The following is a 24,537-nucleotide window of genomic DNA, read 5'->3' on the forward strand; positions in this document are numbered from 1 at the left end:
CACAGTGTCAGTTAAGAACAGTTTCTAAAACGCGATGTTTCGTTTCGGTATCCAGTTTTCAAGGATCAACTTGTTTAAAGCATAAATGGTGGAGCCAAGCGGGATCGAACCGCTGACCTCCTGCTTGCAAGGCAGGCGCTCTCCCAGCTGAGCTATGGCCCCATATGGAGTATAAAGTTATAAATGGTGGGCCCTGGTGGACTCGAACCACCGACCTCACCCTTATCAGAGGTGCGCTCTAACCAACTGAGCTAAGGGCCCACAATATGAAGATGTGTTGAGATGCATCGCTTGGCGGCGTCCTACTCTCCCAGGACCCTGCGGTCCAAGTACCATTGGCGCTGGAGGGCTTAACGGTCGTGTTCGGGATGGGTACGTGTGGAACCCCTCCGCCATCACCACCAAACGATGATGCCATCTCGGCGAGAGTTGAGTCTCTCAAAACTGAACAACGAGGTGAGTGTCGGTCAATCTAGTGACCCGCGTCTAGTTACCTAAACGACTTAGATTTGAATGTTTCCGCTCTCCGGAAACGATTCTCCATAGAAAGGAGGTGATCCAGCCGCACCTTCCGATACGGCTACCTTGTTACGACTTCACCCCAATCATCTACCCCACCTTCGGCGGCTGGCTCCTTGCGGTTACCCCACCGACTTCGGGTGTTGCAAACTCTCGTGGTGTGACGGGCGGTGTGTACAAGACCCGGGAACGTATTCACCGCGGCATGCTGATCCGCGATTACTAGCAATTCCGACTTCATGCAGGCGAGTTGCAGCCTGCAATCCGAACTGAGATCGGCTTTTAAGGATTGGCTCCACCTCGCGGCTTTGCTTCCCGTTGTACCGACCATTGTAGTACGTGTGTAGCCCAGGTCATAAGGGGCATGATGATTTGACGTCATCCCCACCTTCCTCCGGTTTGTCACCGGCAGTCTGCTTAGAGTGCCCACCATGATGTGCTGGCAACTAAGCATAAGGGTTGCGCTCGTTGCGGGACTTAACCCAACATCTCACGACACGAGCTGACGACAACCATGCACCACCTGTCTTGAATGTTCCGAAGAAAAGGCACATCTCTGCACCGGTCATTCAGATGTCAAGACCTGGTAAGGTTCTTCGCGTTGCTTCGAATTAAACCACATACTCCACTGCTTGTGCGGGTCCCCGTCAATTCCTTTGAGTTTCAGTCTTGCGACCGTACTCCCCAGGCGGAATGCTTAATGTGTTAACTTCGGCACCAAGGGTATCGAAACCCCTAACACCTAGCATTCATCGTTTACGGCGTGGACTACCAGGGTATCTAATCCTGTTTGCTCCCCACGCTTTCGCGCCTCAGCGTCAGTTACAGCCCAGAGAGTCGCCTTCGCCACTGGTGTTCCTCCACATCTCTACGCATTTCACCGCTACACGTGGAATTCCACTCTCCTCTTCTGCACTCAAGCCCTCCAGTTTCCAGTGCGACCCGAAGTTGAGCTTCGGGATTAAACACCGGACTTAAACGGCCGCCTGCGCGCGCTTTACGCCCAATAATTCCGGACAACGCTTGCCCCCTACGTATTACCGCGGCTGCTGGCACGTAGTTAGCCGGGGCTTTCTTCTCAGGTACCGTCACTCTCAGAGCAGTTACTCTCCAAGACGTTCTTCCCTGGCAACAGAGCTTTACGATCCGAAAACCTTCATCACTCACGCGGCGTTGCTCCGTCAGGCTTTCGCCCATTGCGGAAGATTCCCTACTGCTGCCTCCCGTAGGAGTCTGGGCCGTGTCTCAGTCCCAGTGTGGCCGATCACCCTCTCAGGTCGGCTACGCATCGTCGCCTTGGTGAGCCGTTACCCCACCAACTAGCTAATGCGCCGCAGGCCCATCCTTCAGTGACAGATTGCTCCGTCTTTCGTTCTCTTTCCATGCAGAAAAAGAAAGTATCCGGTATTAGCTACCGTTTCCGGTAGTTATCCCAGGCTAAAGGGCAGGTTGCCTACGTGTTACTCACCCGTCCGCCGCTAAGTCTCAAGAAAGCAAGCTTTCTATCGACTCCGCTCGACTTGCATGTATTAGGCACGCCGCCAGCGTTCGTCCTGAGCCAGGATCAAACTCTCCAATAAAGTGTTTGACTTGCTCATTTTGTTGCTGGCGAGAACATTGCTGTTCTCTATATTTTGAAGAACCGAAGTTCTTCACTCACTCGTTGTTCAGTTTTCAAAGATCAAACTCTTTCGTTGCCGCTCAGTGTCTCTCGCAGCAACTCTTATATCATATCATGTTGTGTTTCTTTCGTCAAGCACTTTTTTTGAAGTGTTTTTCACTTCAAAGCGCTTCACGAAGGAAGCTCATGATATCTTTTCTTTCATTGTCACTCGTTTGTGACAACTTTTATAATATATCATGTGAACTTCTGAGTGTCAACACTTTTTTTCAAGCTCTTACTGAGCTATTCATTTATAATGTCGACAAAGCCTTGAAGTTCAGCCATTCTGCTCGTTTTCATCAATGTGATGTTTGAGCGGAACGTTTTATAATTTATCATAATTTAATTATAGAAGTCAACTATTTATTTATCATCTGTTTGGATGCTTCTTTCTCTTCGTTGGGGATGCTAATTTTTCTGAAAATTTCTGAAAATCATTGTTTCTTGATTACGTTGTTTTACTTTGTTGCGTAAATTATAGCTCGGGCAACTGTCGTCTTTAATTCACTTTCATCCTTCCTGTTCTTACTCTAGTTATCTAGTATTAGTTGATTGTGTTTGTTGTTTATTTTATCTATGACTCTTCTTGGTAAAGCGATGTGGTGATATATAGGGTAGGGATGCGTTTATGTGAATGGTAATAGCCTATTTTATTAAAGATAGGGCAGATATAAATGATATAGAACTCATGTAAAAACGGCACGTAACTATAGGAGGCGATGATTGATATGGGTATGACGGGAGCTTATTTTGTAGAGCGAGGGAATTTGCAGCAGATTTTAGATGGTGCCGCAGGACAGCCGGATTTGGATATTGATAAGGCATGGAGTCTGATTGCCGCTATGTTTCCTGATCTACCTGTAGTCCCTGTAACGAATGCTTATCATGTAGAGAGTAGCTTGACGGAATTTGGTACATTCTATTTGCCTGCTGAGCAGGTGGCTTATATTGCGGAGAAGCTACATGAGCTTCAGCAGCCGGAGTCTCTTCAGGACCGTATACATTTTGAAGAATGGAAGCATAGCTCTACGCATGTTGGCGAGCATCTGGATAATCCGGGATCAGCGGATAGCATGGAGGATATGGCACAGATTATGCCATTGATGTTTTCGATTCAGGAGGATGAAACTTATGAGGATGTGGTGGATGGTTATCTATTGCCGCATTTGAATGAAGTGTTCACGTTGTTTGAGAAAGCGGCGACTGAGCAGGCTGGGGTTGTGTTTGCTATATTTTAATGAGATTAGATAGGTTAGGTGTGGAAGTGGATGGTTTGATATGGAGTAGATGCTCCTCTGGAGTATGTGAGCCAGTTATATGTAAGCTAGTTGGAAGAATACAGGTAGTCTTTTTGTTTGATATCGGTGAGTTGTTATTTGACGGTTATTGTGGATATAAAAATCATTGTAAATATAAAAGAGAGTGCTCGGTAGTGTAAGTACCGGGCACTCTTTTTGAGTTGAGCTTTGTTTTAGATATTTGGCTTGAACTTTTGACTGGATGCTTAGCCGAATTGTTTGGCTATTAAGCTAGTGTAGCGAATAGTGAATCTCTCGCTCGCCACCTGCTTTTGGATTCCAGATGGTTGTTTCTTTGATCAAGGAGCGATAGACGAGCTTGCGGACGATCATGGATAGTCGGCTGCCTACATGACATAGCTCTGGATGATCGAGTAGCTCGCGGATGCTCCATGGCTGTTGGCGGCTACGGAGAACACGGAACAATGATGCTGAGCACTCACTCATTTTGGACATGACGGAAAATTCGCAGGCTAGCAAGACTAGCTCTACCCTTTGCTCCATCGTTTCGTTACTAAAGGCTAGCTGCTCATACAGCTTGTGTACATCCAGCTTATGTTCTCTCACTTGCTCCCATACTGCCATTTCTGGATAAATGCCTTTTTCGCACAGATCAATTCGTGCCCAGTACGGAAGGGCCTGAAAAATGCAGTTATACGCATCCATCACCTGTTGCTGCTGCATATGGCGTCTCGCTTCTACATATAGCTCCAAAAATCTGGCAAACTCTAGCAAAATGCGACGCTCGCTCAATGGACGTTCAAAATGCGCAAACTGCTTGCGTAAACGCTCTAGTTCGCGGTCGGTATCCCAGATGAGCTCGCCTTTTAAAAACTGTTCGACAATCATATGATTTCTACCGGTAATCGTATCGTTTTCCAGCACCTGACGATCGATATAGATCACCTGTATGTTTTTATTACTCGCATCCATGCGATGCTCTATGATTTCCTCGTCCTCATGCTGACGATATACAACAATAATCAACACATCGAAATCATGAAGCAATGAACCGTCAAAGTTTCCGCTCGTTTTGCGGGAAGCGACAGCTCCGATGATCCGATGATTATTTCGCTTTTCATGAAGAAAAGAAAGGTTGGTTAATTCCACGTTATCCCCCTCATCCGTTTAACGAAATATGGATGGCAATTCTAGTCGTTGGACTTTCCGGGCAGTATGCCTTCTTACCAGTCCATATTTCTACAAACCCTTCTTTTTCTCCTGCCGAACAGGTTATGAATTTTCATAGTCATGAAATAAATTTAGGGAATAAGCTATGAAGCTATCGCATGAATAGGGGCTGAGTCCGTGCTTAAACATGTAAAAACACGGCAGTCTCCCTTTTTCATGGAAGAAAGCTGCCGTGTTATGGATGGGGATGGCGTGGTGTTGATGTGGATGGTTTGTTATTAAAGTTTGTTATTAAAGTTTGTTATTGAATAATTATTGTTAAATATACGTCTGTTCTGAATGTATTTAGGATCGATGACTGGAGTGAATGTGAGCTGGTTGGATGGTCTGATTAGCGAGAATACTCACTAACATAAATAAACATCGCTGGGGTAGCAAGTTTTGGGTTCTTGAGTTCTTGAGTTCTTGAGTTCTTGAGTTCTTGAGTTCTTGAGTTCTTGAGTTCTTGAGTTCTTGAACTTTTGAGCTTTTGGTGATGCTAACTGCTTGCTACTTACTTTTTAATATTGTCGAGTACGTTCCATGCTCGATCGTCGCCTAGACCTCTTGTCCAGGAGGCGATGCCGGCAAGGCCTAGCTTGCTGGCTAGTTGGACGCGTGCTTGTAGAGATACCTCATCCTCTAACCATATTTTCTGGGTCGCGCCGTTTTCCTTGTACTCTACATAGTTTTGTCCGGTTGTCTGATCATAGACGGGCTGGAGTCCTTTTTCTTTGATCAGATTAGCTACGCGCTGCATGCCGAGTGCGCGAGAAGAAACTTTGGTTTTGCCATTGGTCTGTTGCTCTGTCCATACGCGTGTATAGAGGGGGACGCCCAGAATTAATTTATCTGCTGGCACCTCATCCTCCTGTAGCACACGCTGGACGGCATTTTCTACCCATGGTAACGAAGCGACCGAACCGGCTTGCGGGCTGGATGCCCAGTGCTCGTCATACGCCATCAGCATCATATAATCTAGCGAAGGGGCTAGCGCACGACGATCGAGAAACTTCGACCACAGCTCGCTATTGGACTTGGGCGTAACATCCATCGACAGCACCAGATCACTCTGCGTGGCGAGTGGCTTCAGCTCACGGATAAATTGCACCACATTCGGACCATCGGAGGTGTGTACACTTTCAAAGTCGATGTTAATCCCGTCGAGCTGATACATACTGGCATACTCTAGCATTTGAGCGATAATGCGACTTCGATTCTCATACGTACCCAGAGCAACGGTTGTACGATCCGCATCAAAGCCATTACTGAGCAACGCCCAGACTTCTTTGTTTCGATTATGCGCCCAATTCACGTATTCCATATCTGCCTTACTTCGGACATTGCCCTTGCTATCGATAATCTCAAACCAGGTTGGACTCAGTACATTGACACCAGGCAATTCGCCAATCGAATGCGGATTGATACGACTGTCATAAACAGCTTCCCATGCTAAGTTTACCTTTTTCCCGCGCCAATCGGTTTCCTTTCGGTTATCCGGGATCTTGGGTACTGGAACGGTGACGAGATCATTAAGGGAAATGTGCTGACGCTGGATATAGCCAGCAACGCCATTATCCAGCTGAGCCAATACCCACTGCTCCCCTGTCTCCCAGATACGCAATCGTTGATCTGCGGTCACATCTGCATAGATTCGGGAGTGGATACTGGCTGCTGCACGCATCGGTACTGCCTGATCGTTCTCTGCTGTTGTATGCGCATATTGAATCCGGTCGCCTGCACGCATTAAAATCACTGCGCCAGTCTGCGGATCCTCATAGAAATCAATATGATAAATATGCTTGAGCGGTGCTACTGGAATATAGACGATATCGCCTACCTGCTCTGGTGCAACACGAAGCTGAACAGACTTCATATTTAGATTCGCCGTCTTACTGCCTTCCTGTAGCTGCATAATATTGTTGCCCGTTGTTAAAATAACCGAGCGTGTATCTTGTTCATAATGAATATTGGCATTGATCTGCTCCTGTACAACGGACAATGGCAATTGGAGCGATTCACCTGTTCCATGAGCAGGCTCATCCATTAAAACTCCCTCTACAAATATAGGCTTCTTTAAACCTTTCCAGTCGGGCTGTTCATGCAAGGGATTCGGTAAAATCAGAAAAGCGGCAAGTCCGGCTGCAAGGATCAACATCCATATTGTGATCCACCATTTGATCATACGACTTTTGCGTGCACGCGAACGTCTTTGTCTGGTCAAGGTAACCTCCTACTATGCTTATGTTAGTATGTAGCGTCTATTTGATAAAAAAAGCAGCACGACATCATATTGTCCGTGCTGCTGGCATTGGTTCTGTTCTCATTCTATTTCTATTGATGCTGACATTGCTTACAAATGCCATATAGCTCCATGCGGTGCCCGGCAATCTGATAGCCTGTATGTCTTGCCGCCTGATCCTCAATATGAGTTAGCGCAGGATAATGAAAATCTTCAATCTTGCCGCATTGCTGGCAAATGATATGATAATGCTCGCTCACATTGGCATCGAAACGACTGGAGCTATCTCCATAGGTTAATTCGCGTACCATGCCTGCTTCGGTGAGCATTTTCAAATTATTATAAACGGTTGCTACACTCATGCTCGGAAATTGTGACGCTAACGAACGATAAATCTCATCTGCGGTCGGATGCTCCATCGAATCCATAAGATAAGTCAGAATGGCATGACGCTGAGGCGTAATGCGAACTCCACTCGTTTTCAATTGTTCCAATGCATGCTCTACTCGTGCTGTCATGGGTTCACCATCCTGTCTAGCTTCGTCTCTGTTCGGGAGTCTAATCCTACTCAGCTTTAAGATTAGTCTGCACGCTTGGAACGAGCAATCTATATATCTTCACGATGCTCAATGTACTCTATTGTATGCATTACAGAAGCCCATGTTACTCCAGCCTAGTATGCACGGTTTCCATTGTACGTGCTATAAATTGGGCTTGTCAACGCTGTACATGCTTCACGAAGCAGAGGTGGAGGCTCCTTCCGCAGCATCTGAGTTCTGCGAGTTGGAGTCAGGCTGGTTGTTCGTCGTTCCACCTTCATTGCCATTCGTCGCAGGAGCATCTGTATTATTGGATTCACCATTACCTGTAGTATCCACGCCTTCAGGTACGATCTGCTCTGCATCATTGTTCTGGATCAGCGCATCCGTATTACGAAGCACATTCAAATCCCCATTTCCATCGACTCGAACGGTATGGTCACCATTGCCAAATGTGCCGGAAAGTGTTTTGTTCTTCGTTTCAAGCGGTAGATCGGTTTTGATCGTACCGTAGCTGTTCGAGCCGTCCACGGTATAATCACCCGATGGTGGCAGATACAGATTGATTACACCGACAGCGCTATACACAGACCAATCATCGCCAATACTAACCGAGCGAATCTCGATATTGCCATTAAGCGTCTCTGCCTTCACCCCAAAATTAGCTTCATTGACGAAAATATTACCGTTGCGCGTATTCACCTCAATATCGCCTAGGCTGCTCGTCAACGAAATATCCCCTACCTGTGTGTACAGGCGCGCTGAGCCACTCACATCATGAACGCGGAAGTTCCCCTGACTCGTATCCGCACTCAGATTACCCAGTACAGAGTTAATCACTACATTACCTGTAGTCGCCTGCGCCTTCACGTCGCCCATCACTTTATTCAGTACAATGCTACCACTGCCGGTACGCACGGAAATATTGCGAAGAGCTTCCACATTGCTCATGGTAATCTTGCCATTCGTCGTCTGCATATTGATATCAAAGTGACGTGATGCAGGTAAAACGATCTCCATATTTACACGAGGCTGACGATTTTTGGATTCGCCATATGTTTTCGTTTCTGCATGAATGTTAATCTCTTGTCCTTCGCTTGCCTTGATGGTAGTCGCTTCGGCAATGGCACGTGCATCCTCCGTCTTGATCTCATCCACCCATACAACAGGACGAATCTGTATCTGCTCCACATTACCTGTCCGTACAATCAAGTCACCGTTAATGCCTTCAATCGTAATCTCATCTGTATCCTCGGTTACCGGTACATCGACACGCGCAAGCTCCGTACGTGTACCCGAGGCTTCACTAAATTCAGCCGATGCAGCGGTCAGATCAAGGCTAACCCGACTCCATAGATAGAGATATTGATTCTGCTCCGTTACAAGAAATACGGCTGCTGCGGCAATGACAGCCAGCAAAATCCCTTTAATATCAAATCGCATACGTAGCAGACGGCGCTTGGCGAATAGATAGAACACGACATACTCGATTCCCCACGCGACTAAAATAAGCGGCCACCAGGTGAGTAGTAGCAGTAATTGGCCGCCATCGGTACGTTGATCGATGATAACGAGGACGCCCAGTACGATCCACAGCAGCGCTGCGGTCAGGCGACCGACTTTAATTTTTGCGGGCATGTATCGCACCTCCTGTCTCTCCCTGAGCAGGTCGATGCAATGCACGATAAATACGAATCAGCTGGAATACGAGTAATGCAAACCCAATTAACAGGCACACGCCAGCAGTGGCATAGCCTGCCCAGAAGCTGACAATATTCCGTAGCCAATACGGTCTGAGCCAGAATAGACAGATCAATGCGCCCTCTACGATTAGCAAGATACCAAAATAAACACCACGTAGCTTGGCAAAGGCTGGGCTCGACTTCTTAAATGGCACCAGTGCTCGAATATGATTATTGATCCAATCCGTCGATTGCAGTACATCATAGATGTTGTAAAAATAAATAATCGGTACAATTAGGGCAAGGATGATCAGCAGCGGCAGGTTGATCTGAATACCTTTTGACGTAAAATATAGCAGCGCTGACACATCGAGCAGTAATAGCACGATGAACTGAATGCCTTTTTGTACCAGTCCCAAATAAATATGACCCAGCCCCGGAAACAATGCAGCGATGAGTAGTGCGAAAAATTTACGTTTCAGCGGGAGCTTTGAGGGTGATGTGGTCATGGCCGGGTCCTCCTTCCATTTCAAAACCAAAACAGCAATAGATTGAACATAAGTCTGTGTACTATTTACACCGAAGTGCTCCTTTTGATTCGGCAATCGCGAATCATTACGGGAATCGTTATCTATTTCATCCGCTATATACATGCTGTAAACTGCTAACCGATCGGGTACGATGGATGTATATTAAGGTGTTTCTCTGTCTAGACGTTAAGCGCTAGCCAACTACTCAATCGAAACAGCAGTGACACCATCGATCTTCTGCATTCGGCTAATAATGTCCATCGGTCGATACTCGTGGTGAATCTCTACATTCATACGCAGCTCAGTAAGCAAGGTCTCGGAGGAGATCGTATGACCGCTGCGTTCTTTGATAAAGGTAATTTTCTTGATGGTGATATTTTCAGCGTACATGAATTTGGAGACTCGCTCCAGCGTCAGTACGCCGGATATTCCTTCGACGGTAATCGCATGCGCCTTACTGCGGCGAATATAACGAAGCTCTACAATGTTAAGTACCCACAAATTCACGAGCACTAAAAATGTCGCGACGAAGGCAGCGAAAAAGAAGCCTGCTCCAATCGCCAAGCCGATCGCAGCAACAACCCATAATGAAGCGGCTGTCGTCAAGCCGGTAATCGCTTTGCCTGTAAATAGAATCGTACCCGCACCAAGGAAACCGATCCCTGAAATAACGGCTGTAGCCAGACGCGCTGGATCAATACGTACATTCGTCTCCGCTACAAATTCAGAAAATCCATATACGGACAGCATCATAATTAGCGCAGAGCCAACACAGACCAGAATATGTGTCCGCAAGCCTGCCGCATGACTGGAACGTTCACGCTCCCAGCCGATCAGACCGCCAAGCAGCATCGCCGCCAGCAGTCGCAATAAGATGTGAATATTATCGATATACCACGGATCATGAACCGGCATCAATGCACCTCCGCTGTGGAGGAACGCTCTTTGTCTGGATTATGACGATGAAATGTAGTCAGCTCGACGCCCGGTGAAACCTCAAATGCTTCTACAGGCTCGAAGCCTTGCTTACGATACAGCTTTACCGCTGGTTCATTACGTGTACCTGTCGATACGATATAGAGCGGTACATCAGGATAGCGACTGAATACGTGTTCTAGCAAATGACTACCGATCCCCTGACGCGCATACGCTGGATGCACCATCATGCGTGAGATGGTTAATGTGCCCGGCTGCTCGCACTCAACTGCCACGACACCATGAATCTCATCCTCCTCGTCAAATTCAGCATAAAAGGTTTCTCCACAGCGGCGCAAGCTTTCCAGCGTATCCATTAGCGGTGGCAACTCCTTCGCTCCGATCAGCTCCGCTTCAATACGATAAGCGATATGCTGCAAGCTCCATATTTGACGAACCGTATCATCGTCCTGTAACGAACATTGGCGTATCATAGATAGCTCCTCCCCTTGTTCCCCCATTAGTATCAAACGTTAGTTGTAAAGAAGGACCTCGATCGCCACAGTGTGGAATTGAGGTCCTTGTGTCGGTTCGGCAGACGATAGGTCTGCTTTTCCGATAATTATGTGATTACTGATGATCGCGCCAGCTGATCGATGTCACTAGCAAGCCCGAACAGAATTAGCGTGGCAGTAGCTCTGCCAGCAGCTCATTCACCATACCCGGATTAGCTTTACCCTTGCTCTGCTTCATTACCTGGCCAACGAGGAAGCCGATCGCCTTGTCTTTACCTGCTTGATAATCGGCTACCGATTGCGGATTGGCAGCGATCACTTCTTCAACAATCGCTTTGATCGCGCCGGTATCGCTGATCTGGGTCAAGCCCTTCTCTTCAACGATCTCCTGTGGAGTTTTGCCGGATTGCAGCATTTCCTTGAAGACGGTTTTGGCGATTTTATTGCTAATGGTGCCTTTTTCAATTAAGCCAATCATTTCACCGAGCTTTTGTCCGTTCAGTGGTACAGCAGACAGCTCCAGATTGTTGGCATTTAAATAGCCGAGCAGCTCGCCTTGAATCCAGTTCGCTACCGATTTGGCATCCTTGGTCGATGCAAGGCTTTCTTCAAACAGATCCGCCAGTGGTTTGGAGGATGTGATCACACTTGCATCATATACAGGCAGACCGTACTCAGACGTGTAGCGTGCCTGACGTGCATCCGGTAATTCTGGAATCGAAGCTAGCACACGATCTTTCCACGCCTGATCGATATGGAGTGTCACCAGATCCGGGTCTGGAAAATAACGATAATCATGTGATTCTTCCTTGCCACGCATGGAAATCGTTTTGCCCTGCGCTTCATCCCAGCGACGCGTTTCCTGTACAACCAGCTCGCCATCGTCCAAAATTTGCGCCTGACGCAGCTCTTCGTATTCCAGACCACGCTGTACGCCACGGAACGAGTTCATGTTTTTCAGCTCGGCACGTGTGCCTAGCTTCTCCTGACCAACTGGACGTAAACTGATGTTGGCATCACAGCGCAGCGAGCCTTCTTCCATTTTCACATCGGAGACATCGCAATATTGCATAATCGCGCGCAGCTTCTCCAGATAAGCACGCGCTTCCTCTGGAGAGGAAATGTCTGGCTCGGATACGATCTCGATCAGCGGCGTACCGACACGGTTAAAGTCAACGAGCGAGTCATAACCACCATCGGAGTGCGTCAGCTTACCTGCATCCTCCTCCAGATGAAGACGTGTCACGCCGATGCGCTTTGTTTTGCCATCTACTTCGATATCGATCCAGCCATGCTCACCGATCGGCTGATCAAATTGAGAAATCTGATACGCTTTAGGGGAGTCAGGATAAAAGTAGTTTTTACGGTCGAATTTACTTACGTCGGCAACGCGACAATTGAGTGCCATCGCTGCCTTCATCGCATATTCAACAGCCTGACGGTTGAGTACAGGCAATACGCCTGGATGACCGAGGCAAACCGGACAGGTATGTGTATTCGGCGGCGCACCAAAGGAAGTGGAGCAGCCGCAAAAGATTTTCGATTTGGTATGAAGCTCGACGTGAACCTCGAGCCCGATGACCGTTTCATAGGTCGATGTAGACATCGGTAATTCCTCCTTCTTCAGATGATTTTACAGCTGTGGACGCTGTTTGTGGAAATCGGTATTTTGCTCAAACGCATGCGCCACACGCAAAACCGTCTGTTCATCAAAGGCTTTACCGATAATTTGCATACCGACTGGCATTCCCTCTACGAATCCGCAAGGCACGCTAATTGCTGGTACGCCAGCCAGACTAACTGGAATCGTCAAAATATCGTTCAGATACATCGTAAGCGGATCATCCACCTGCGAACCGAGCTTAAACGCTGTAGTCGGCGCAGCAGGCCCGATAATAACGTCGTATTTGGCAAATACATTATCAAAGTCTTGCTTGATCAGTGTACGCACCTTCTGTGCCTTCAAATAGTAGGCATCATAGTAGCCTGAGCTGAGTGCATACGTTCCGAGCATAATACGGCGTTTCACCTCTGGCCCGAAACCTTCACTACGGGAACGATGATACAGCTCCAGCAGGTTCGCCGGCTTGTCCGCACGTACGCCATAACGCACACCATCAAAGCGTGCCAGGTTTGACGAAGCTTCTGAGGAAGCAAGAATATAATACGTAGCTACGGCATATTCGGTATATGGCAGCGATACTTCTTCCCACTCTGCGCCAAGCCCTTCCAACACTTTGAGTGAGCTCATGATCGCGTCTTTGATCGCCGGGTCTACGCCTTCGCCGATGTACTCGGATGGAACGGCAATTTTCAGACCTTTAACATCGCCCGTAAGGGAGCTGATGTAATCTGGAATATCGACCTTAGCAGAGGTAGAGTCCTTCGCATCATAGCCAGCAATTGCTTGCATGACATAGGCGGAATCTTCCACGTTTTTCGTAATTGGGCCGATCTGATCCAAGGACGAAGCAAAGGCTACCAGACCATAACGAGACACCAGACCATAGGTTGGCTTCAGTCCAACAACTCCACAGTACGATGCAGGCTGACGAATCGAGCCGCCTGTATCAGAGCCCAGTGTGAAATAAGCTTCACCCGCAGCTACAGCTGCTGCCGAGCCACCACTGGAGCCGCCTGGTACATAGTCCAGATTCCATGGGTTACGAACAGGCTTGAAGCTAGAGTTCTCGTTCGAGCCGCCCATTGCGAACTCGTCCATGTTCAGCTTACCGACAATCACGGAATCGGCTGTGCGCAGCTTCTCTACCGCAGTTGCATCATAGATCGGATCATAATTACGCAAAAATTGGCTTGCACAGGTTGTACGAAGCCCTTCAGTTACCATATTATCCTTCACACCTACAGGCAGACCGAATAGCAGGCCGCGCTCGCCACCACTGGATAGACGCTCATCCATCGCTTTGGCCTGACGAAGCGCACCTTCTTCATCCAGTGTCAGGTAGGCTTGAATCTGTTCATCACGTTCGTTAATCGTCTGAAACGCCTGGTTAACCAGATCGGTTACCGACAAATCACCAGCATGCAGCCGGTTATGTATTTCGTTCAGACTGAGATCAAATAAAGTCACTTGCGTGTCCTCCTTCAATTCTGTATCCGTTCATTTCGCGTAAGACTATTCCAGTACCGCAGGCACCTTGAATTGTCCATCCTCATCGTCCGGTGCATTACGCATCACTTTCTCGATAGGCAGGCTTTCTTTCACTTCATCCTCACGCATAACATTGCTGACATGCAGTACATGCGTCGTTGGCTCCACGTTATCTGTGTCCAGCTCATTCAGCTTTTCCGCATATTTTAAAATTGCGCTCAGTTGCGCCGTAAACATTTCCTTTTCCTCTTCGCTCAAGTCCAGACGCGCCAGCTTGGCTACGTGCTCCACATCGCTAATATTAATGCTCATCGTATAACCCTCCTTCAATGCTGTACCGTTCATCTGCCGGATCGGATATTGTATCTACGCGATGATCATTAGATGCACTACATGAAAAGCAAACCATCCTTGATGATATGCAAAATCACGCAGATTCCGGCAAGAAATAACTTTTTCCATTATAGGGTACATACCCTTACAATTCAATCCGTTAAAGCGACAGTATCAACAAAAAAAGAGTCGGCAGGGCCGACTCTTTTAAATCCAAGCGCGCAGATTGATTTGTTTGACGAAATCAGCCTGTGCACTTTTATCAGTTAACGGTTCTTCAGGAATTGGAAGTTCTCCGCCATTCATAATATGAAAAAACAACTTTTCATTATGTGTCGCCAGAGCATAATCGATGAGCGCCTCGCGTCCGACTCGTTCAGCTTCCTGTTGCAGCAGCTTCTCTTCTGGCTCAATGTCCGTAGCCGGCACAAAGAAGTTACGGTTTGCTTTAGGAATACGAATGACATAATCGAAGGCATTATCAGGATTGCGGTCATATGCGATAATATATCCGTAATCGCCTACAGGCAGATTTTGCTCAAAGGTATCAGCGACAACTACGACTTTTTCACCGAGGTGTAGCATCGTTTATCTCCCCCTAGCTGTATCTACTTATTTGTACATCCTACTACAAAAAGTAAGTAGTGTCCACTTTTATCCTGAAAGTTGTGGGTACATATGCTTGCGTGAAAATAAGCTATGATGTTGTAAGTTTGAAGGGGTGGATTGGTGTCACGATAATGAGCATGAGCAGACACCACTTTAGGAAGGAATAAGGGGACGGGCTCCGGTATCGCGCAAGAATCTACGCAGGAAGAGTCAATGTAGATTCCCGCGCCTGGGAAGGGTAAGATATTTTGCTTAGCAAAAATCGCTTTTTATTGAATTACGTGTTAGGAGATCGCTAACACTGCAAGTCGCCCTTTCCCCTTATTTCCTTCCCTCCGCTCTGTGCTGATTGCATCAAAAATCATTAGCAAAGTAGTAAAAGCGATGGCGCAAATAATCAATTGTAGCAGTTGTGAATATATCATTATCTATCGATACAAATATTCATGAATATACGACTGTATGGGGCAACCTGAAACATAGAGAGTTACACAGCTTTGAAATAAAAAAGCACGCAAACCGTGATAGTCATGCGGTCTGCGTGCTCGTGCATAGTTTTATTATAGTCATCCTGTATAGAATGGCAATAGTAAATCGACAATTTACTACAAAAAAATTAAAATGCAGTTTCACTGTGCGCGACATTTTTATACGGAATACGGTTATACGGATGTGATTTTCATATAAAGAGCATGCCAAGAATCGTAAATAGACAAGGTTTTGAATGAGTGAACACTTTACGAAGCTACAGGCAGCCATAGTTTGAAAATAAGGCAGCATAGTAAAAATAGTAAAGTAGGATATTGATGCGAATTGACCATAAGCTGGTAGTGATCTAGCGGTAAACGATTGACCATGATGCATCCTAAATAAGGAGACGGACAAACTGAACGTTGTCCGTCTCTTATTATTTAGATATTAAATATATAATCTGAAAATTTAGCGGTCTCTATCCAATAGGAACCGTTACATATTAAGCCGGTACGTAAGGATTGCTAGCCTTTTCCGCTCCGATGGTGGTGCGTCCGCCGTGTCCCGGGTAGACGATCGTATCATCTGCGAAGCGATACAGCTTCGTACGAATGGAATCGACCAGCTGGCGTTCGCTTCCTCCGGTAAGATCGGTTCGTCCTACGCCCATACGGAACAGTACGTCGCCAGAAAATAGATGCTGATCGCACAGGAAGCTTACACTCCCCGGCGAATGACCCGGAGTATGGTACACCGTAAACGTATGCCCGATCAGTTCTAGCTTCTGCCCTTCATCCAATGCGTGCTCAGCAGGTTCGGCTGTGATAGGTGGTGTCACCTGCGGCCAATTGGCTGATCCATTCAGCTTCGCATTGGTCATCCATTCTGCCTCCAGATCATGGAGGTACACGGGACAATCGACATGCTGACGCAGCTCCTGCACGCCGCCCATATGATCAAAATGGGCATGTGTCAGCAGGATCGCTTCAATCTCTAATTCCAATGTCTCGATGCGTCGAATGAGTGAGCCGGGATTCATACCCGGATCAATCACGACCGCACGTTTGCTATCCTCGGCAACAAGCAGATACGCATTCGTCTGCAAGGGACCGAGAGAAAAGGTTTCTATTTTAAACAATGAATTCACACTCCTGACAGTACTTCACGTAGCTCGCGAATGACCATTGCATGGGAGGCAGAGCCTTCACCATAACGATCCATCATCGCCTGGCGGACAACCGCCATTTTATCCTTGTAATCCGGTGCTTCACGGTCAGGGTTCTCTTCACGGAAGGCAACCATTAGCTCCTGCACATGCTCTGGACGTGGCCCCCACTGACCGAGCACATGTCCACCTGTATCGGTAATGATCACGACTGGAATCGAACGACCACCCATCGTCAAATATTCATCCATCACGTCCAGATGCTCTTCCATGATCAGTACCTTGGTTGGAAGGCTGGCTTCCTCAAAAGCGCGGAATACAACTGGAATGTTACGCACGACATCGCCGCACCAATCGGCTGCTATAATCAGTGAACGCAGATCATCGCGATGACTTAGCATTTTGAAAAATTCATGATCCTCCAGATCGGTCCAGTTAAACAGCTGGTAATTATCATGGAACGTTTCCTTGTTCTTCGTCATGCCATCCATAAACTGTTGCGGTGTGATTGCCTGTTCCCATTTATGTGCCAGATTGCTTTTTGCCATAATGTCCGCCGCCTTTCGGATTATGATTATTTTTTCTTCATTTTTCTTTTAACCAGAAGATAGCCAACCAACAGCACAACAGCAACAATCAAAATTGGTGTGGTGTATTTACCCGCAATTTCATCGATATTATGCCACTGACTTCCCAGCACCATACCGAGATAGACAAATAACGCCGACCATGGGATAACTGCGAGTGTCGTTAGCAAAATAAAGCGCATATGGGACATTTTCGCGATACCCGCTGGAATTGAGATCGCATGACGTACGACTGGAATAAAGCGCGCGGTGAAAATAACGCCCGTACCGTATTTGTTAAACCATTCCTCGGCATGATCGATATGATGCTTGCGGATCAAAATGTATTTACCGTACTTGTCCAGCACCGGGCGACCGCCATAGCGTCCGATCCAGTAGATGAACAGCTGGGCGATCACGCCACCCACTGTACCGAAAAATACGGCACCGAAATAATTGATCGTACCATTATGTACAAGATAGCCACCGTAAGCTAGCACGATCTCACTTGGAATTACCTCAATCATCAGGCCGAGCATAATACCAAAATAACCAAGCTGCTCGACCCAGCTGAGCAATTGAGCAATAATATCTGAAATAATCTCCACCAATCCTCCTTGCATGTATGAGCATGCTTTTTATATGGGTTTAGGATTTGAGCGCAAACTGTTTTGATGAGATAAGCACCGCTCCGGCAAGGAATAAGGGGACGGACTCGGGTGGAGCCGCGGGAATCTTTTGAAATGGGAAGGAATGAAGATTCCCGCCCCTCCAAAGGAGTCCTTTCCCCTTATTTCCTTACCTTCGCTCCGTGCTGCTTGCATCATGCAAGTTTGCGTACACATCCTAATTATAGAGCGGCATGATGAACAATCTGTGACCTAAAGTATCTCTGGCGCTTTACATGTTTGAATTTATGCTTTCACCATAAATAAGACGCTTGAAGTAGCTTCAAATCTGACTTCAAACGTTTATTTCAAAGCTTGTAATAGGCACATTAAACACAATTCATGTAACAGCGCCATCTAATCCATGGTACAGATCGGCTCATCATGCGGTTATACAGTGATAAAGTTATGCCTTGAGATAATGCAATTGTACGATATTACCTGTGTAGCATAGACTACTCAGGCTTTGGAAGCCTCTGCAACTTGTGGTAGCAGATCGCGACAGGCATTTTCCAAATACGGATTCGCACTCAGCATGTTACGGAATACAGTGTATTCTTGCCATAGTGTTGCCTGGTCGCCAGCACTACCTTTGACAGCACGGATCAGGATATTCTTTGGCGTGTGCTCCATGTCGATAAATTCGAGCAATTGTGTACGGTAGCCCATCAGGTCGAGCAGGCGTGCACGAATCGCGTCGGTAGCGAGTGCAGAAAAGCGCTCTTTGAGAATACCGTGCGATAGCAGTGGGGATAGCTCGTCATTTTGTACCTGTGCGAATAGCTCATGCTGACAGCAAGGCACGGATAAAATGGCAGAAGCACCCCAGCGAACTGCTTTTTCCAGTGCTGCATCGGTTGCGGTATCGCACGCATGCAGAGTCACGACCATATCGACCTGATCTAGCTCGTTATAGTCGGCAATGTCACCTACTAGAAAACGCAGCTTGTCATAATGAAGTCGCTCGGCGAGCTGACTGCAATGCTCGATCACATCTGCTTTCAGATCAAGCCCGACGATACGTAGTGGTCTACGCTGCTGAATGTTCAAATAATGATAGAGCGCAAACGTCAGATATGATTTGCCGCAGCCAAAATCGACAATGGTGAGCTCGCGTCCTTCCGGCAGGGCTGGTAAAATATCCTGCACCATTTCCAGAAAACGATTGATCTGACGGAACTTGTCGTACTTTTTCGCCAGCACTTTGCCGTTCTCATTCATGATGCCCAGCTCAACTAGAAACGGCACAGGCTCGCCCTCGTCGAGAATGTAACGCTTTTTACGATTATGGTTCAGATCGGCTTGCGTTTTGGTTGCGGTTTTGGTCAAAATTGATACTTTGTACTTTTTGCTAATCAGAATCTGGTAGTCTGCATCTGCGGTGCACAGTAGTCCCTGACGCATTGTTTCCTCAAACAGCTTCATCAGCGGACGTTCTACCTCCGCTGCCGGTATATTGTCATGGGTGACTTTGTTGCTGTAATGATAAGCAAACTGGTAATACAAACTCTTTTTCAGCTCGACCGGCTTGATCACGACCTTCGTAAAGCCTTCAGGATCGCGCTTACGGCGCTGACTTAATGTTGCCGAAATCAGCTCGCCGCTGTCGATGAGCTGATGAATTAATTTCTGGAGTGACTCCATAGTGTACATCTCACTTTCTATTGCTTCAATTCTGGAAACGGCTTCGTCCTTCCTCCACATCTGCGCGAGTCATTCCGCCAGCCTCCAGTTGTTCGTCGGTTTTCAGATGCAAACGCTCATAAAAGGCTGCACCGGTTACCATACCCTCGGTAGCGTCCAGCTCATTCAGTCGTTGCAGCGCATCTGCCGCATTATCATAATAGCCTTCCTGTTCCTCATATTCCACCATCAGTTTTTCGACAGCGGCAGGAAGTACGTATTCTTCCAGCTGATCCAGCAGCTCATCCACATGCTCAGGATAGTTGAGCAGACTGCGATCCGCTCCATTCACAGCGCTATATAAAAACAGATGCAGCGCCTTAATTCGGCGTACGACTGCGTCCTCTGGCTTTTCCGAAGCCTCGTAAATATCAGACTCAGCGCGCAGCATCCGAGCGAGCCCTTGCAATTGATCGACTTCAACCGTCGTGCCTACACGGAACATCTCAATAATCTCATTAGTTGGCATACGATTGACCAGTTCACTGTTCAGTCGGAAGTTTTTGCGCATCAGATCATCCAGTTCCCACAGCGCTTCCGTGTATTTCTTTTGCTCTTTTAAGCCAAATGCTTTGGCAATCATACTGGTCATATCCTCGATCATGCCCATGAGGTAGTCTTTTCTGAACATTGAGATCCCGCCTTCGGTAATAGTGGTGAACTTGGTTGAACGGTGAAAATTTTCATTTTTCTTGGTTCTATTGGAGCGTTGATGAAATTAAATTATTGCTGGGTTCTTGTACATTTTGATGGATGAAGTGGTTACCACTCCGACAAGGAATAAGGGGACGGGCTCGGGTGGAGCCGCGGGAATCTTTTGGATGAGGAGAGAATGAAGATTCCCGCCCCTCCAAAATCGCCCTTTCCCCTTATTTCCTTGCCTTCGTTCTGTGCTTCCTACATCCTTCATCGTTGCAATAAAGGCATTAAACTAATTCAAAGTATTCATTCATAGATGATAGATAACATGAATGTAATTGTATAACTTTGCGTTTTATTCCTTTTGCGCTTCTAACATGATCGCTCAATTAGTATGCGATTTAACTTATTATGCGGTATATAAGATCAATAAAATAATGAACGAATATTATTAGATCTTATTGGCACTTTCATTCATATATTCTTCGATGCATTCAAGAACAGCAAAATCACAAAATATCGTCTTACATTATCTAAGGTCTAGCCTTACAGCATCTTAGACGCTTGGATACTGTTAAGGAGTAACAGGTTCTAACATAATAGATATAGCGCTAGACCATTACAATTTCACTTTTGTGATGTACAGCTAATGTACATCGACAGTACATATCATCAAGGATCAGCCCAGATAATCGCGAATGATTTCTGCTAGTTCTGCTGGGGTTTCCAGCATGCCCATATGTCCTGCGGATGCGATGGTGTGCGTCTTGATGTTGTCTCCCTCTGATGTGAACAGGCGGTCAGGTGGGATGAGGCGATCCTGGGCGCCGGCTACGAGTAGGATCGGTTTGGGCGATGTGGCTAGTATCTGGCGACGATCCGGGCGTTCGCGCATGGCGAGTGCTGCGCCGCAGGCTCCCTGTGGTGGGGTGGCGTAGCCGAGCTCTCGTACTTTTTGGACGGCTTTGGGCAGTTGCTCCAGTGAAGCGGGGGCGAACAGGCCTTCAACCATGCCGTCGGTAAATGCGGCGATGCCCTCGCTATTGATTTTAGATACGGCAAGCAGGCGGTTTTCTTTTGCCTGCGGTGCATCTTCATGCGGTGTGGAATGGATCAAGCCCCAGCCATCCAGACGATCGGCATGCTGCTCTGCCAGCGCAAGGGTGACGTAGCCACCCATCGAGTGACCGAGTACAGTTGCAGATGGAAGCTGGAGGTAATCGAGCAGTTGGATTACATCGTCTGCCATTTGCTCGATCCGGTAGCTGCCTTCTGGTGCCAGACTTCGTCCGTGTCCACGCAGGTCAGGTGTAATGCAGCGATAGGATGACAACAATAATGGAATCAGCTCATCCCAGTATGCGGAGCTGCCTAGAAATCCATGCAATAGCACGAGCGGTGTACCTTTACCAGATTCGGTATAGTACAGTGGTGGTTGCTGTGTTGAGTTCGATGGAAGATTGCTCATGATTCTATTCCTCCTTAGGCTTCGCAGGTTTATAGGATTGTGCCGCTATATTCATACAATACACATTCAATGCTTGTTCTATGCTCATTGGATACAGGTATAGAAAAGCGGCGATGACCGCTTCATTTATACTACAATACTTATCCTGCCTGTTGCGAATGTACTGCTAATACCAGCAGTACGTATATGGATTAGCCACGTAACCCTAAGCCACGCACAGCTGCCTGCACGATATCGTCTGACATTCGCATGACCTGACGTAGCGAGGTCGTTTGCAGTGTCCAGTAAGGCTTGGGGCCGTTCTCATTTACAATAGCAGCAATGCTATAGGTACCTACACCCGGGAATTGTCCGCCTACCGATAATGCCGGGAATAAAGGCTCCTCGCCGATGCTGTACAAGCCAACCGAGCGTTGCTGTCCAAGGCAGGCATCAATGGCGATCACAGTCCGATGCGCTGGAATTTGCGGAATGCGAATATGCAAGTTATGGGCATCGCAGGGCTGCTCCAGTGTACCGATAACGGACGGGATGCCATACGCTTCTAAGCCGCTACCTGTCAAAGGCCCCAGTGCATCTCCGGTCGAGCGGTCGGTTCCGATGCAAACGAAGGCTAGCTCATCCAGTGCATGTCGGCTATGAATCATGCGAAAAAATTGCACCATGCCATCCATATTGACATTGCGTCGGTTCTGCTGTTCATAGGGGAGCAGGCTGGAACGGCGATTAATCATATAATAGTAGTTTCCCTTCAACATAGTGTTTATACATTTCAATCTGCGTTGCTCCCTGTCATTTTACCCCATGCGCTGAGTTACCGCAAAATGTTGGTTCCCATTCGCTATCCATGATACAATACAACCAAATCAGCGATCTGCTAAAAGAAGGAGAACACCATTTATGGATTTGTCGCAAAAAACGCCTGAAAATCTGGAATTAATGATTGAGGGTATCAAAGCGAAGCTGCGGATGGCGAGTGGCGCGGCGATGCAAGCGTCCGCTTTTTCGCTGGAGCAATACGATGATATCTACGATGTGTATGATATCGTTATGAACAAGCCTAACCTGAGTATTAGCGAAGTGGAAGCGCTCGTGTCTGAGCTTGGACGTTTGCGCAATAAATAAGGTTGTTGTGGTACACTGGCCAGTCCCCTTTCTGTATATGGAAAAGGGGGCTGGCTCTTTTTTATGGAACGTTCACGAATTGTTTGCGTATAACAGGGTTCATACGCTGGCAAGCGGTTATATATAGTTAACTTATCTCTCGATATCGATACTATAGTTATAGTGGATAGGAATCCTGTACAGGCTTTACAGCGGTCGAAGCAACTTCACAGGCTCCATTGCTTCTACATGGTATCCGACGATAGAGATACGGCTGTACCGTATAACGCGACAGCCAGCTAGCAGGCAAACTTGATTCGTTTGCCATTTCTACTTTATTGTTGAAAGAGGGCGATTACGATATCATCACGATCCTTTTCTGAACGTCCTCGCTCCTCCGTGCTGCCCCTTTGGCTACTCATTGTACTGGTGCTCGTAGCAGGCGGGATTATTTCCTTTGGTCTGCTGGAGGGAGCGATCTGGCTCATTCAGACGATATTCGGAAACCGAATTCATGTATGGGAAAATGAATTTCAGCAGAGCTTGCGCTCGTATCATGGCGAGCCGCTACGCAGTATGATGCTGTTTTTCACGTATTTAGGCTCATTTTATCCAACTTTGCTTGTATCGATTGGCTTTGCTCTGCTACTCGTTCGGATGCGACAATATCGTGAAGCGATCATGCTATTACCCACGATGGGTGGCGCATGGATATTGAACACATTGCTCAAATGGCATTTTATGCGTCCGCGACCAGAGCTAGAATTCTGGGCGCCTGCGTCTGGCTACAGCTTCCCAAGTGGTCACGCGACGATTGCTGCTGCGATGTATGGCATGCTGTTCTTCATCTGGGCACGCTATCGTAAGCAACAAGGCAAGCGCATGCTGCCTGCGATCCTCTGTGGTATTATACTGATTGTGACCATCGGCACGACCCGCATTTATCTAGGTGTACACTACCCAACCGATGTGCTTGCTGGATTTTTCAGTGGTTTTTGGTGGTTTGCGGCGTGTGCTTACTGTCTCTTTTTGTGGCAAACGAAGCGCCCTAGACAGCCTTTGCAAGGCAAGGAGTAAGGTCACACTTATGTTTCATGCTGCATAAACCATGTTTATATACGAAGTAAGACCGCAGCAACCAATTGCTGGGAGATATGCTGAAAAGCATGATATCTAAATCCTGATGAACTGCTATAAGGCACAGCGTACAGCCGTCTTATAACAGAAGGAGGCATGGCTTATGTGGGGAATTATTATTAGCATCGTGCTTGCCATTATTATCGGTGTGATCGGCAATGCTCTTGCAGGCGATAACATGCCTGGTGGCATTATCGGCGCAGCGATTGCCGGATTTATCGGCGCATGGCTAGGCGCACTCGTATTTGGTAACTTTGGTCCAGTGATTGGCGGCTTTGCGATTATACCTGCCATTCTCGGTACAGCGATTTTTGTTTTTTTGCTTGGATTGGTATCCGGATTGCTACGTCGATCCGCGTAACTACCACCGAGCTTAAATATAGGCCATACTTTTGGTAAGCGATACTTCCATTATCCGACTCCTAAGAGAAGCTTCACTCGATCGTCTATGGCTAGGTCCTCCCATGGAGGATGTATATGCTATTCAATGTAACTTATACTAATTCAAG

At 47.2% G+C, this 24,537-nt stretch carries 22 protein-coding genes, 2 tRNA genes and 2 rRNA genes; 4 read left to right on the forward strand and 22 right to left on the reverse strand.

Features of this window, described 5'->3' with window-relative positions:
• Nucleotides 1-86: 86 nt before the first annotated feature.
• From SK066_RS19420 to SK066_RS19435, 4 genes are all read right to left on the reverse strand, one after another.
• A tRNA-Ala gene (locus SK066_RS19420) sits at nucleotides 87-162 on the reverse strand.
• Nucleotides 163-184: 22 nt separating this feature from the next.
• Nucleotides 185-261 (reverse strand) — tRNA-Ile (locus SK066_RS19425).
• Nucleotides 262-289: 28 nt separating this feature from the next.
• Nucleotides 290-406 (reverse strand): 5S ribosomal RNA (gene rrf / locus SK066_RS19430).
• Nucleotides 407-546: 140 nt separating this feature from the next.
• A 16S ribosomal RNA gene (locus SK066_RS19435) occupies nucleotides 547-2,099 on the reverse strand.
• A gap of 811 nt (nucleotides 2,100-2,910) precedes the next feature.
• On the opposite strand from SK066_RS19435, the gene SK066_RS19440 reads away from it, so the two are divergent.
• Nucleotides 2,911-3,420 (forward strand): hypothetical protein, encoded by a 510-nt coding sequence (locus SK066_RS19440; protein ID WP_320542709.1) that lies wholly within the window; start codon nucleotides 2,911-2,913, stop codon nucleotides 3,418-3,420.
• 291 nt (nucleotides 3,421-3,711) lie between these two features.
• Here SK066_RS19440 and SK066_RS19445 read toward each other — a convergent pair whose 3' ends face one another.
• The 18 genes from SK066_RS19445 to yyaC all read right to left on the reverse strand — a co-directional run bounded on the left by SK066_RS19445 (nucleotide 3,712) and on the right by yyaC (nucleotide 22,521).
• A complete protein-coding gene (locus tag SK066_RS19445; RefSeq protein ID WP_320542710.1) occupies nucleotides 3,712-4,590 on the reverse strand; it encodes a nucleotidyltransferase-like protein in 879 nt (292 codons plus the stop codon).
• Between the two features lie 574 nt (nucleotides 4,591-5,164).
• Nucleotides 5,165-6,874, reverse strand: coding sequence for a glycosyl hydrolase family 18 protein (locus SK066_RS19450; protein WP_320542711.1), 1,710 nt, complete (start codon nucleotides 6,872-6,874; stop codon nucleotides 5,165-5,167).
• A 110-nt stretch (nucleotides 6,875-6,984) separates the two neighbouring features.
• Nucleotides 6,985-7,410: a Fur family transcriptional regulator gene (locus tag SK066_RS19455; RefSeq protein WP_320542712.1), complete on the reverse strand. Its 426-nt coding sequence runs from the start codon at nucleotides 7,408-7,410 to the stop codon at nucleotides 6,985-6,987.
• 216 nt (nucleotides 7,411-7,626) lie between these two features.
• Nucleotides 7,627-9,069 carry a DUF4097 family beta strand repeat-containing protein gene (locus SK066_RS19460; protein WP_320542713.1) on the reverse strand — a complete coding sequence of 481 codons (1,443 nt, stop codon included), beginning with the start codon at nucleotides 9,067-9,069 and terminating at the stop codon, nucleotides 7,627-7,629.
• A complete protein-coding gene (locus SK066_RS19465; protein ID WP_320542714.1) occupies nucleotides 9,053-9,622 on the reverse strand; it encodes a hypothetical protein in 570 nt (189 codons plus the stop codon). The genes SK066_RS19460 and SK066_RS19465 overlap by 17 nt, the downstream gene beginning before the upstream one ends.
• A 222-nt stretch (nucleotides 9,623-9,844) precedes the next feature.
• Nucleotides 9,845-10,558, reverse strand: a complete 714-nt coding sequence (locus tag SK066_RS19470) for an MgtC/SapB family protein (RefSeq protein WP_188777243.1) — start codon at nucleotides 10,556-10,558, stop codon at nucleotides 9,845-9,847.
• Nucleotides 10,558-11,052, reverse strand: a complete 495-nt coding sequence (locus SK066_RS19475) for a GNAT family N-acetyltransferase (protein WP_188777244.1) — start codon at nucleotides 11,050-11,052, stop codon at nucleotides 10,558-10,560. The genes SK066_RS19470 and SK066_RS19475 overlap by 1 nt, the downstream gene beginning before the upstream one ends.
• A 187-nt stretch (nucleotides 11,053-11,239) precedes the next feature.
• Nucleotides 11,240-12,679 (reverse strand): Asp-tRNA(Asn)/Glu-tRNA(Gln) amidotransferase subunit GatB, encoded by a 1,440-nt coding sequence (gene gatB, locus SK066_RS19480; protein WP_188777246.1) that lies wholly within the window; start codon nucleotides 12,677-12,679, stop codon nucleotides 11,240-11,242.
• A 27-nt stretch (nucleotides 12,680-12,706) separates the two neighbouring features.
• Nucleotides 12,707-14,164 (reverse strand): Asp-tRNA(Asn)/Glu-tRNA(Gln) amidotransferase subunit GatA, encoded by a 1,458-nt coding sequence (gene gatA / locus SK066_RS19485; RefSeq protein ID WP_320542715.1) that lies wholly within the window; start codon nucleotides 14,162-14,164, stop codon nucleotides 12,707-12,709.
• A gap of 45 nt (nucleotides 14,165-14,209) precedes the next feature.
• Nucleotides 14,210-14,497: an Asp-tRNA(Asn)/Glu-tRNA(Gln) amidotransferase subunit GatC gene (gene gatC, locus SK066_RS19490; protein WP_188777250.1), complete on the reverse strand. Its 288-nt coding sequence runs from the start codon at nucleotides 14,495-14,497 to the stop codon at nucleotides 14,210-14,212.
• Between the two features lie 228 nt (nucleotides 14,498-14,725).
• Nucleotides 14,726-15,103 carry an ATPase gene (locus SK066_RS19495; RefSeq protein ID WP_188777252.1) on the reverse strand — a complete coding sequence of 126 codons (378 nt, stop codon included), beginning with the start codon at nucleotides 15,101-15,103 and terminating at the stop codon, nucleotides 14,726-14,728.
• 997 nt (nucleotides 15,104-16,100) lie between these two features.
• A complete protein-coding gene (locus SK066_RS19500; protein WP_320542716.1) occupies nucleotides 16,101-16,736 on the reverse strand; it encodes an MBL fold metallo-hydrolase in 636 nt (211 codons plus the stop codon).
• A 5-nt stretch (nucleotides 16,737-16,741) separates the two neighbouring features.
• Nucleotides 16,742-17,311, reverse strand: coding sequence for a thioredoxin family protein (locus SK066_RS19505; protein ID WP_320542717.1), 570 nt, complete (start codon nucleotides 17,309-17,311; stop codon nucleotides 16,742-16,744).
• 26 nt (nucleotides 17,312-17,337) lie between these two features.
• Complete coding sequence (locus SK066_RS19510; RefSeq protein ID WP_250344992.1) at nucleotides 17,338-17,937, reverse strand: undecaprenyl phosphate transporter UptA; 600 nt, start codon at nucleotides 17,935-17,937, stop codon at nucleotides 17,338-17,340.
• 519 nt (nucleotides 17,938-18,456) lie between these two features.
• A complete protein-coding gene (locus SK066_RS19515) occupies nucleotides 18,457-19,641 on the reverse strand; it encodes a class I SAM-dependent methyltransferase (protein ID WP_320542718.1) in 1,185 nt (394 codons plus the stop codon).
• A 25-nt stretch (nucleotides 19,642-19,666) separates the two neighbouring features.
• Nucleotides 19,667-20,311, reverse strand: a complete 645-nt coding sequence (locus SK066_RS19520) for a DUF6483 family protein (protein ID WP_320542719.1) — start codon at nucleotides 20,309-20,311, stop codon at nucleotides 19,667-19,669.
• A gap of 687 nt (nucleotides 20,312-20,998) precedes the next feature.
• Nucleotides 20,999-21,787: an alpha/beta fold hydrolase gene (locus SK066_RS19525; protein WP_320542720.1), complete on the reverse strand. Its 789-nt coding sequence runs from the start codon at nucleotides 21,785-21,787 to the stop codon at nucleotides 20,999-21,001.
• 191 nt (nucleotides 21,788-21,978) lie between these two features.
• A complete protein-coding gene (yyaC, locus tag SK066_RS19530) occupies nucleotides 21,979-22,521 on the reverse strand; it encodes a spore protease YyaC (RefSeq protein ID WP_320542721.1) in 543 nt (180 codons plus the stop codon).
• Between the two features lie 166 nt (nucleotides 22,522-22,687).
• On the opposite strand from yyaC, the gene SK066_RS19535 reads away from it, so the two are divergent.
• The 3 genes from SK066_RS19535 (at nucleotide 22,688) to SK066_RS19545 (ending at nucleotide 24,389) form a co-directional block, all read left to right on the forward strand.
• Complete coding sequence (locus SK066_RS19535; protein ID WP_188777268.1) at nucleotides 22,688-22,912, forward strand: DUF1128 domain-containing protein; 225 nt, start codon at nucleotides 22,688-22,690, stop codon at nucleotides 22,910-22,912.
• Between the two features lie 378 nt (nucleotides 22,913-23,290).
• Nucleotides 23,291-23,968 carry a phosphatase PAP2 family protein gene (locus SK066_RS19540; protein WP_320542722.1) on the forward strand — a complete coding sequence of 226 codons (678 nt, stop codon included), beginning with the start codon at nucleotides 23,291-23,293 and terminating at the stop codon, nucleotides 23,966-23,968.
• Between the two features lie 163 nt (nucleotides 23,969-24,131).
• Complete coding sequence (locus SK066_RS19545; protein ID WP_188777272.1) at nucleotides 24,132-24,389, forward strand: GlsB/YeaQ/YmgE family stress response membrane protein; 258 nt, start codon at nucleotides 24,132-24,134, stop codon at nucleotides 24,387-24,389.
• The last annotated feature ends 148 nt before the right edge of the window (nucleotides 24,390-24,537 follow it).

It is taken from the genome of Paenibacillus hunanensis (genome assembly GCF_034055775.1).
In the GTDB taxonomy this organism is placed as follows: Bacteria; Bacillota; Bacilli; order Paenibacillales; family Paenibacillaceae; genus Saccharibacillus; species Saccharibacillus hunanensis.

Bases quoted from the DNA above. Each gene is read 5' to 3' on its own strand.
- SK066_RS19455 (WP_320542712.1), bottom strand. From the start codon at position 7,410: ATGACAGCACGAGTAGAGCATGCATTGGAACAATTGAAAACGAGTGGA.
- SK066_RS19505 (WP_320542717.1), bottom strand. From the start codon at position 17,311: ATGGCAAAAAGCAATCTGGCACATAAATGGGAACAGGCAATCACACCG.
- SK066_RS19545 (WP_188777272.1), top strand. From the start codon at position 24,132: ATGTGGGGAATTATTATTAGCATCGTGCTTGCCATTATTATCGGTGTG.
- SK066_RS19465 (WP_320542714.1), bottom strand. From the start codon at position 9,622: ATGACCACATCACCCTCAAAGCTCCCGCTGAAACGTAAATTTTTCGCA.
- SK066_RS19470 (WP_188777243.1), bottom strand. From the start codon at position 10,558: ATGCCGGTTCATGATCCGTGGTATATCGATAATATTCACATCTTATTG.
- SK066_RS19525 (WP_320542720.1), bottom strand. From the start codon at position 21,787: ATGAGCAATCTTCCATCGAACTCAACACAGCAACCACCACTGTACTAT.
- SK066_RS19475 (WP_188777244.1), bottom strand. From the start codon at position 11,052: ATGATACGCCAATGTTCGTTACAGGACGATGATACGGTTCGTCAAATA.
- gatC (WP_188777250.1), bottom strand. From the start codon at position 14,497: ATGAGCATTAATATTAGCGATGTGGAGCACGTAGCCAAGCTGGCGCGT.
- SK066_RS19520 (WP_320542719.1), bottom strand. From the start codon at position 20,311: ATGTTCAGAAAAGACTACCTCATGGGCATGATCGAGGATATGACCAGT.
- SK066_RS19495 (WP_188777252.1), bottom strand. From the start codon at position 15,103: ATGCTACACCTCGGTGAAAAAGTCGTAGTTGTCGCTGATACCTTTGAG.
- SK066_RS19535 (WP_188777268.1), top strand. From the start codon at position 22,688: ATGGATTTGTCGCAAAAAACGCCTGAAAATCTGGAATTAATGATTGAG.
- gatB (WP_188777246.1), bottom strand. From the start codon at position 12,679: ATGTCTACATCGACCTATGAAACGGTCATCGGGCTCGAGGTTCACGTC.
- SK066_RS19460 (WP_320542713.1), bottom strand. From the start codon at position 9,069: ATGCCCGCAAAAATTAAAGTCGGTCGCCTGACCGCAGCGCTGCTGTGG.
- SK066_RS19515 (WP_320542718.1), bottom strand. From the start codon at position 19,641: ATGGAGTCACTCCAGAAATTAATTCATCAGCTCATCGACAGCGGCGAG.
- yyaC (WP_320542721.1), bottom strand. From the start codon at position 22,521: ATGATTAATCGCCGTTCCAGCCTGCTCCCCTATGAACAGCAGAACCGA.
- SK066_RS19440 (WP_320542709.1), top strand. From the start codon at position 2,911: ATGGGTATGACGGGAGCTTATTTTGTAGAGCGAGGGAATTTGCAGCAG.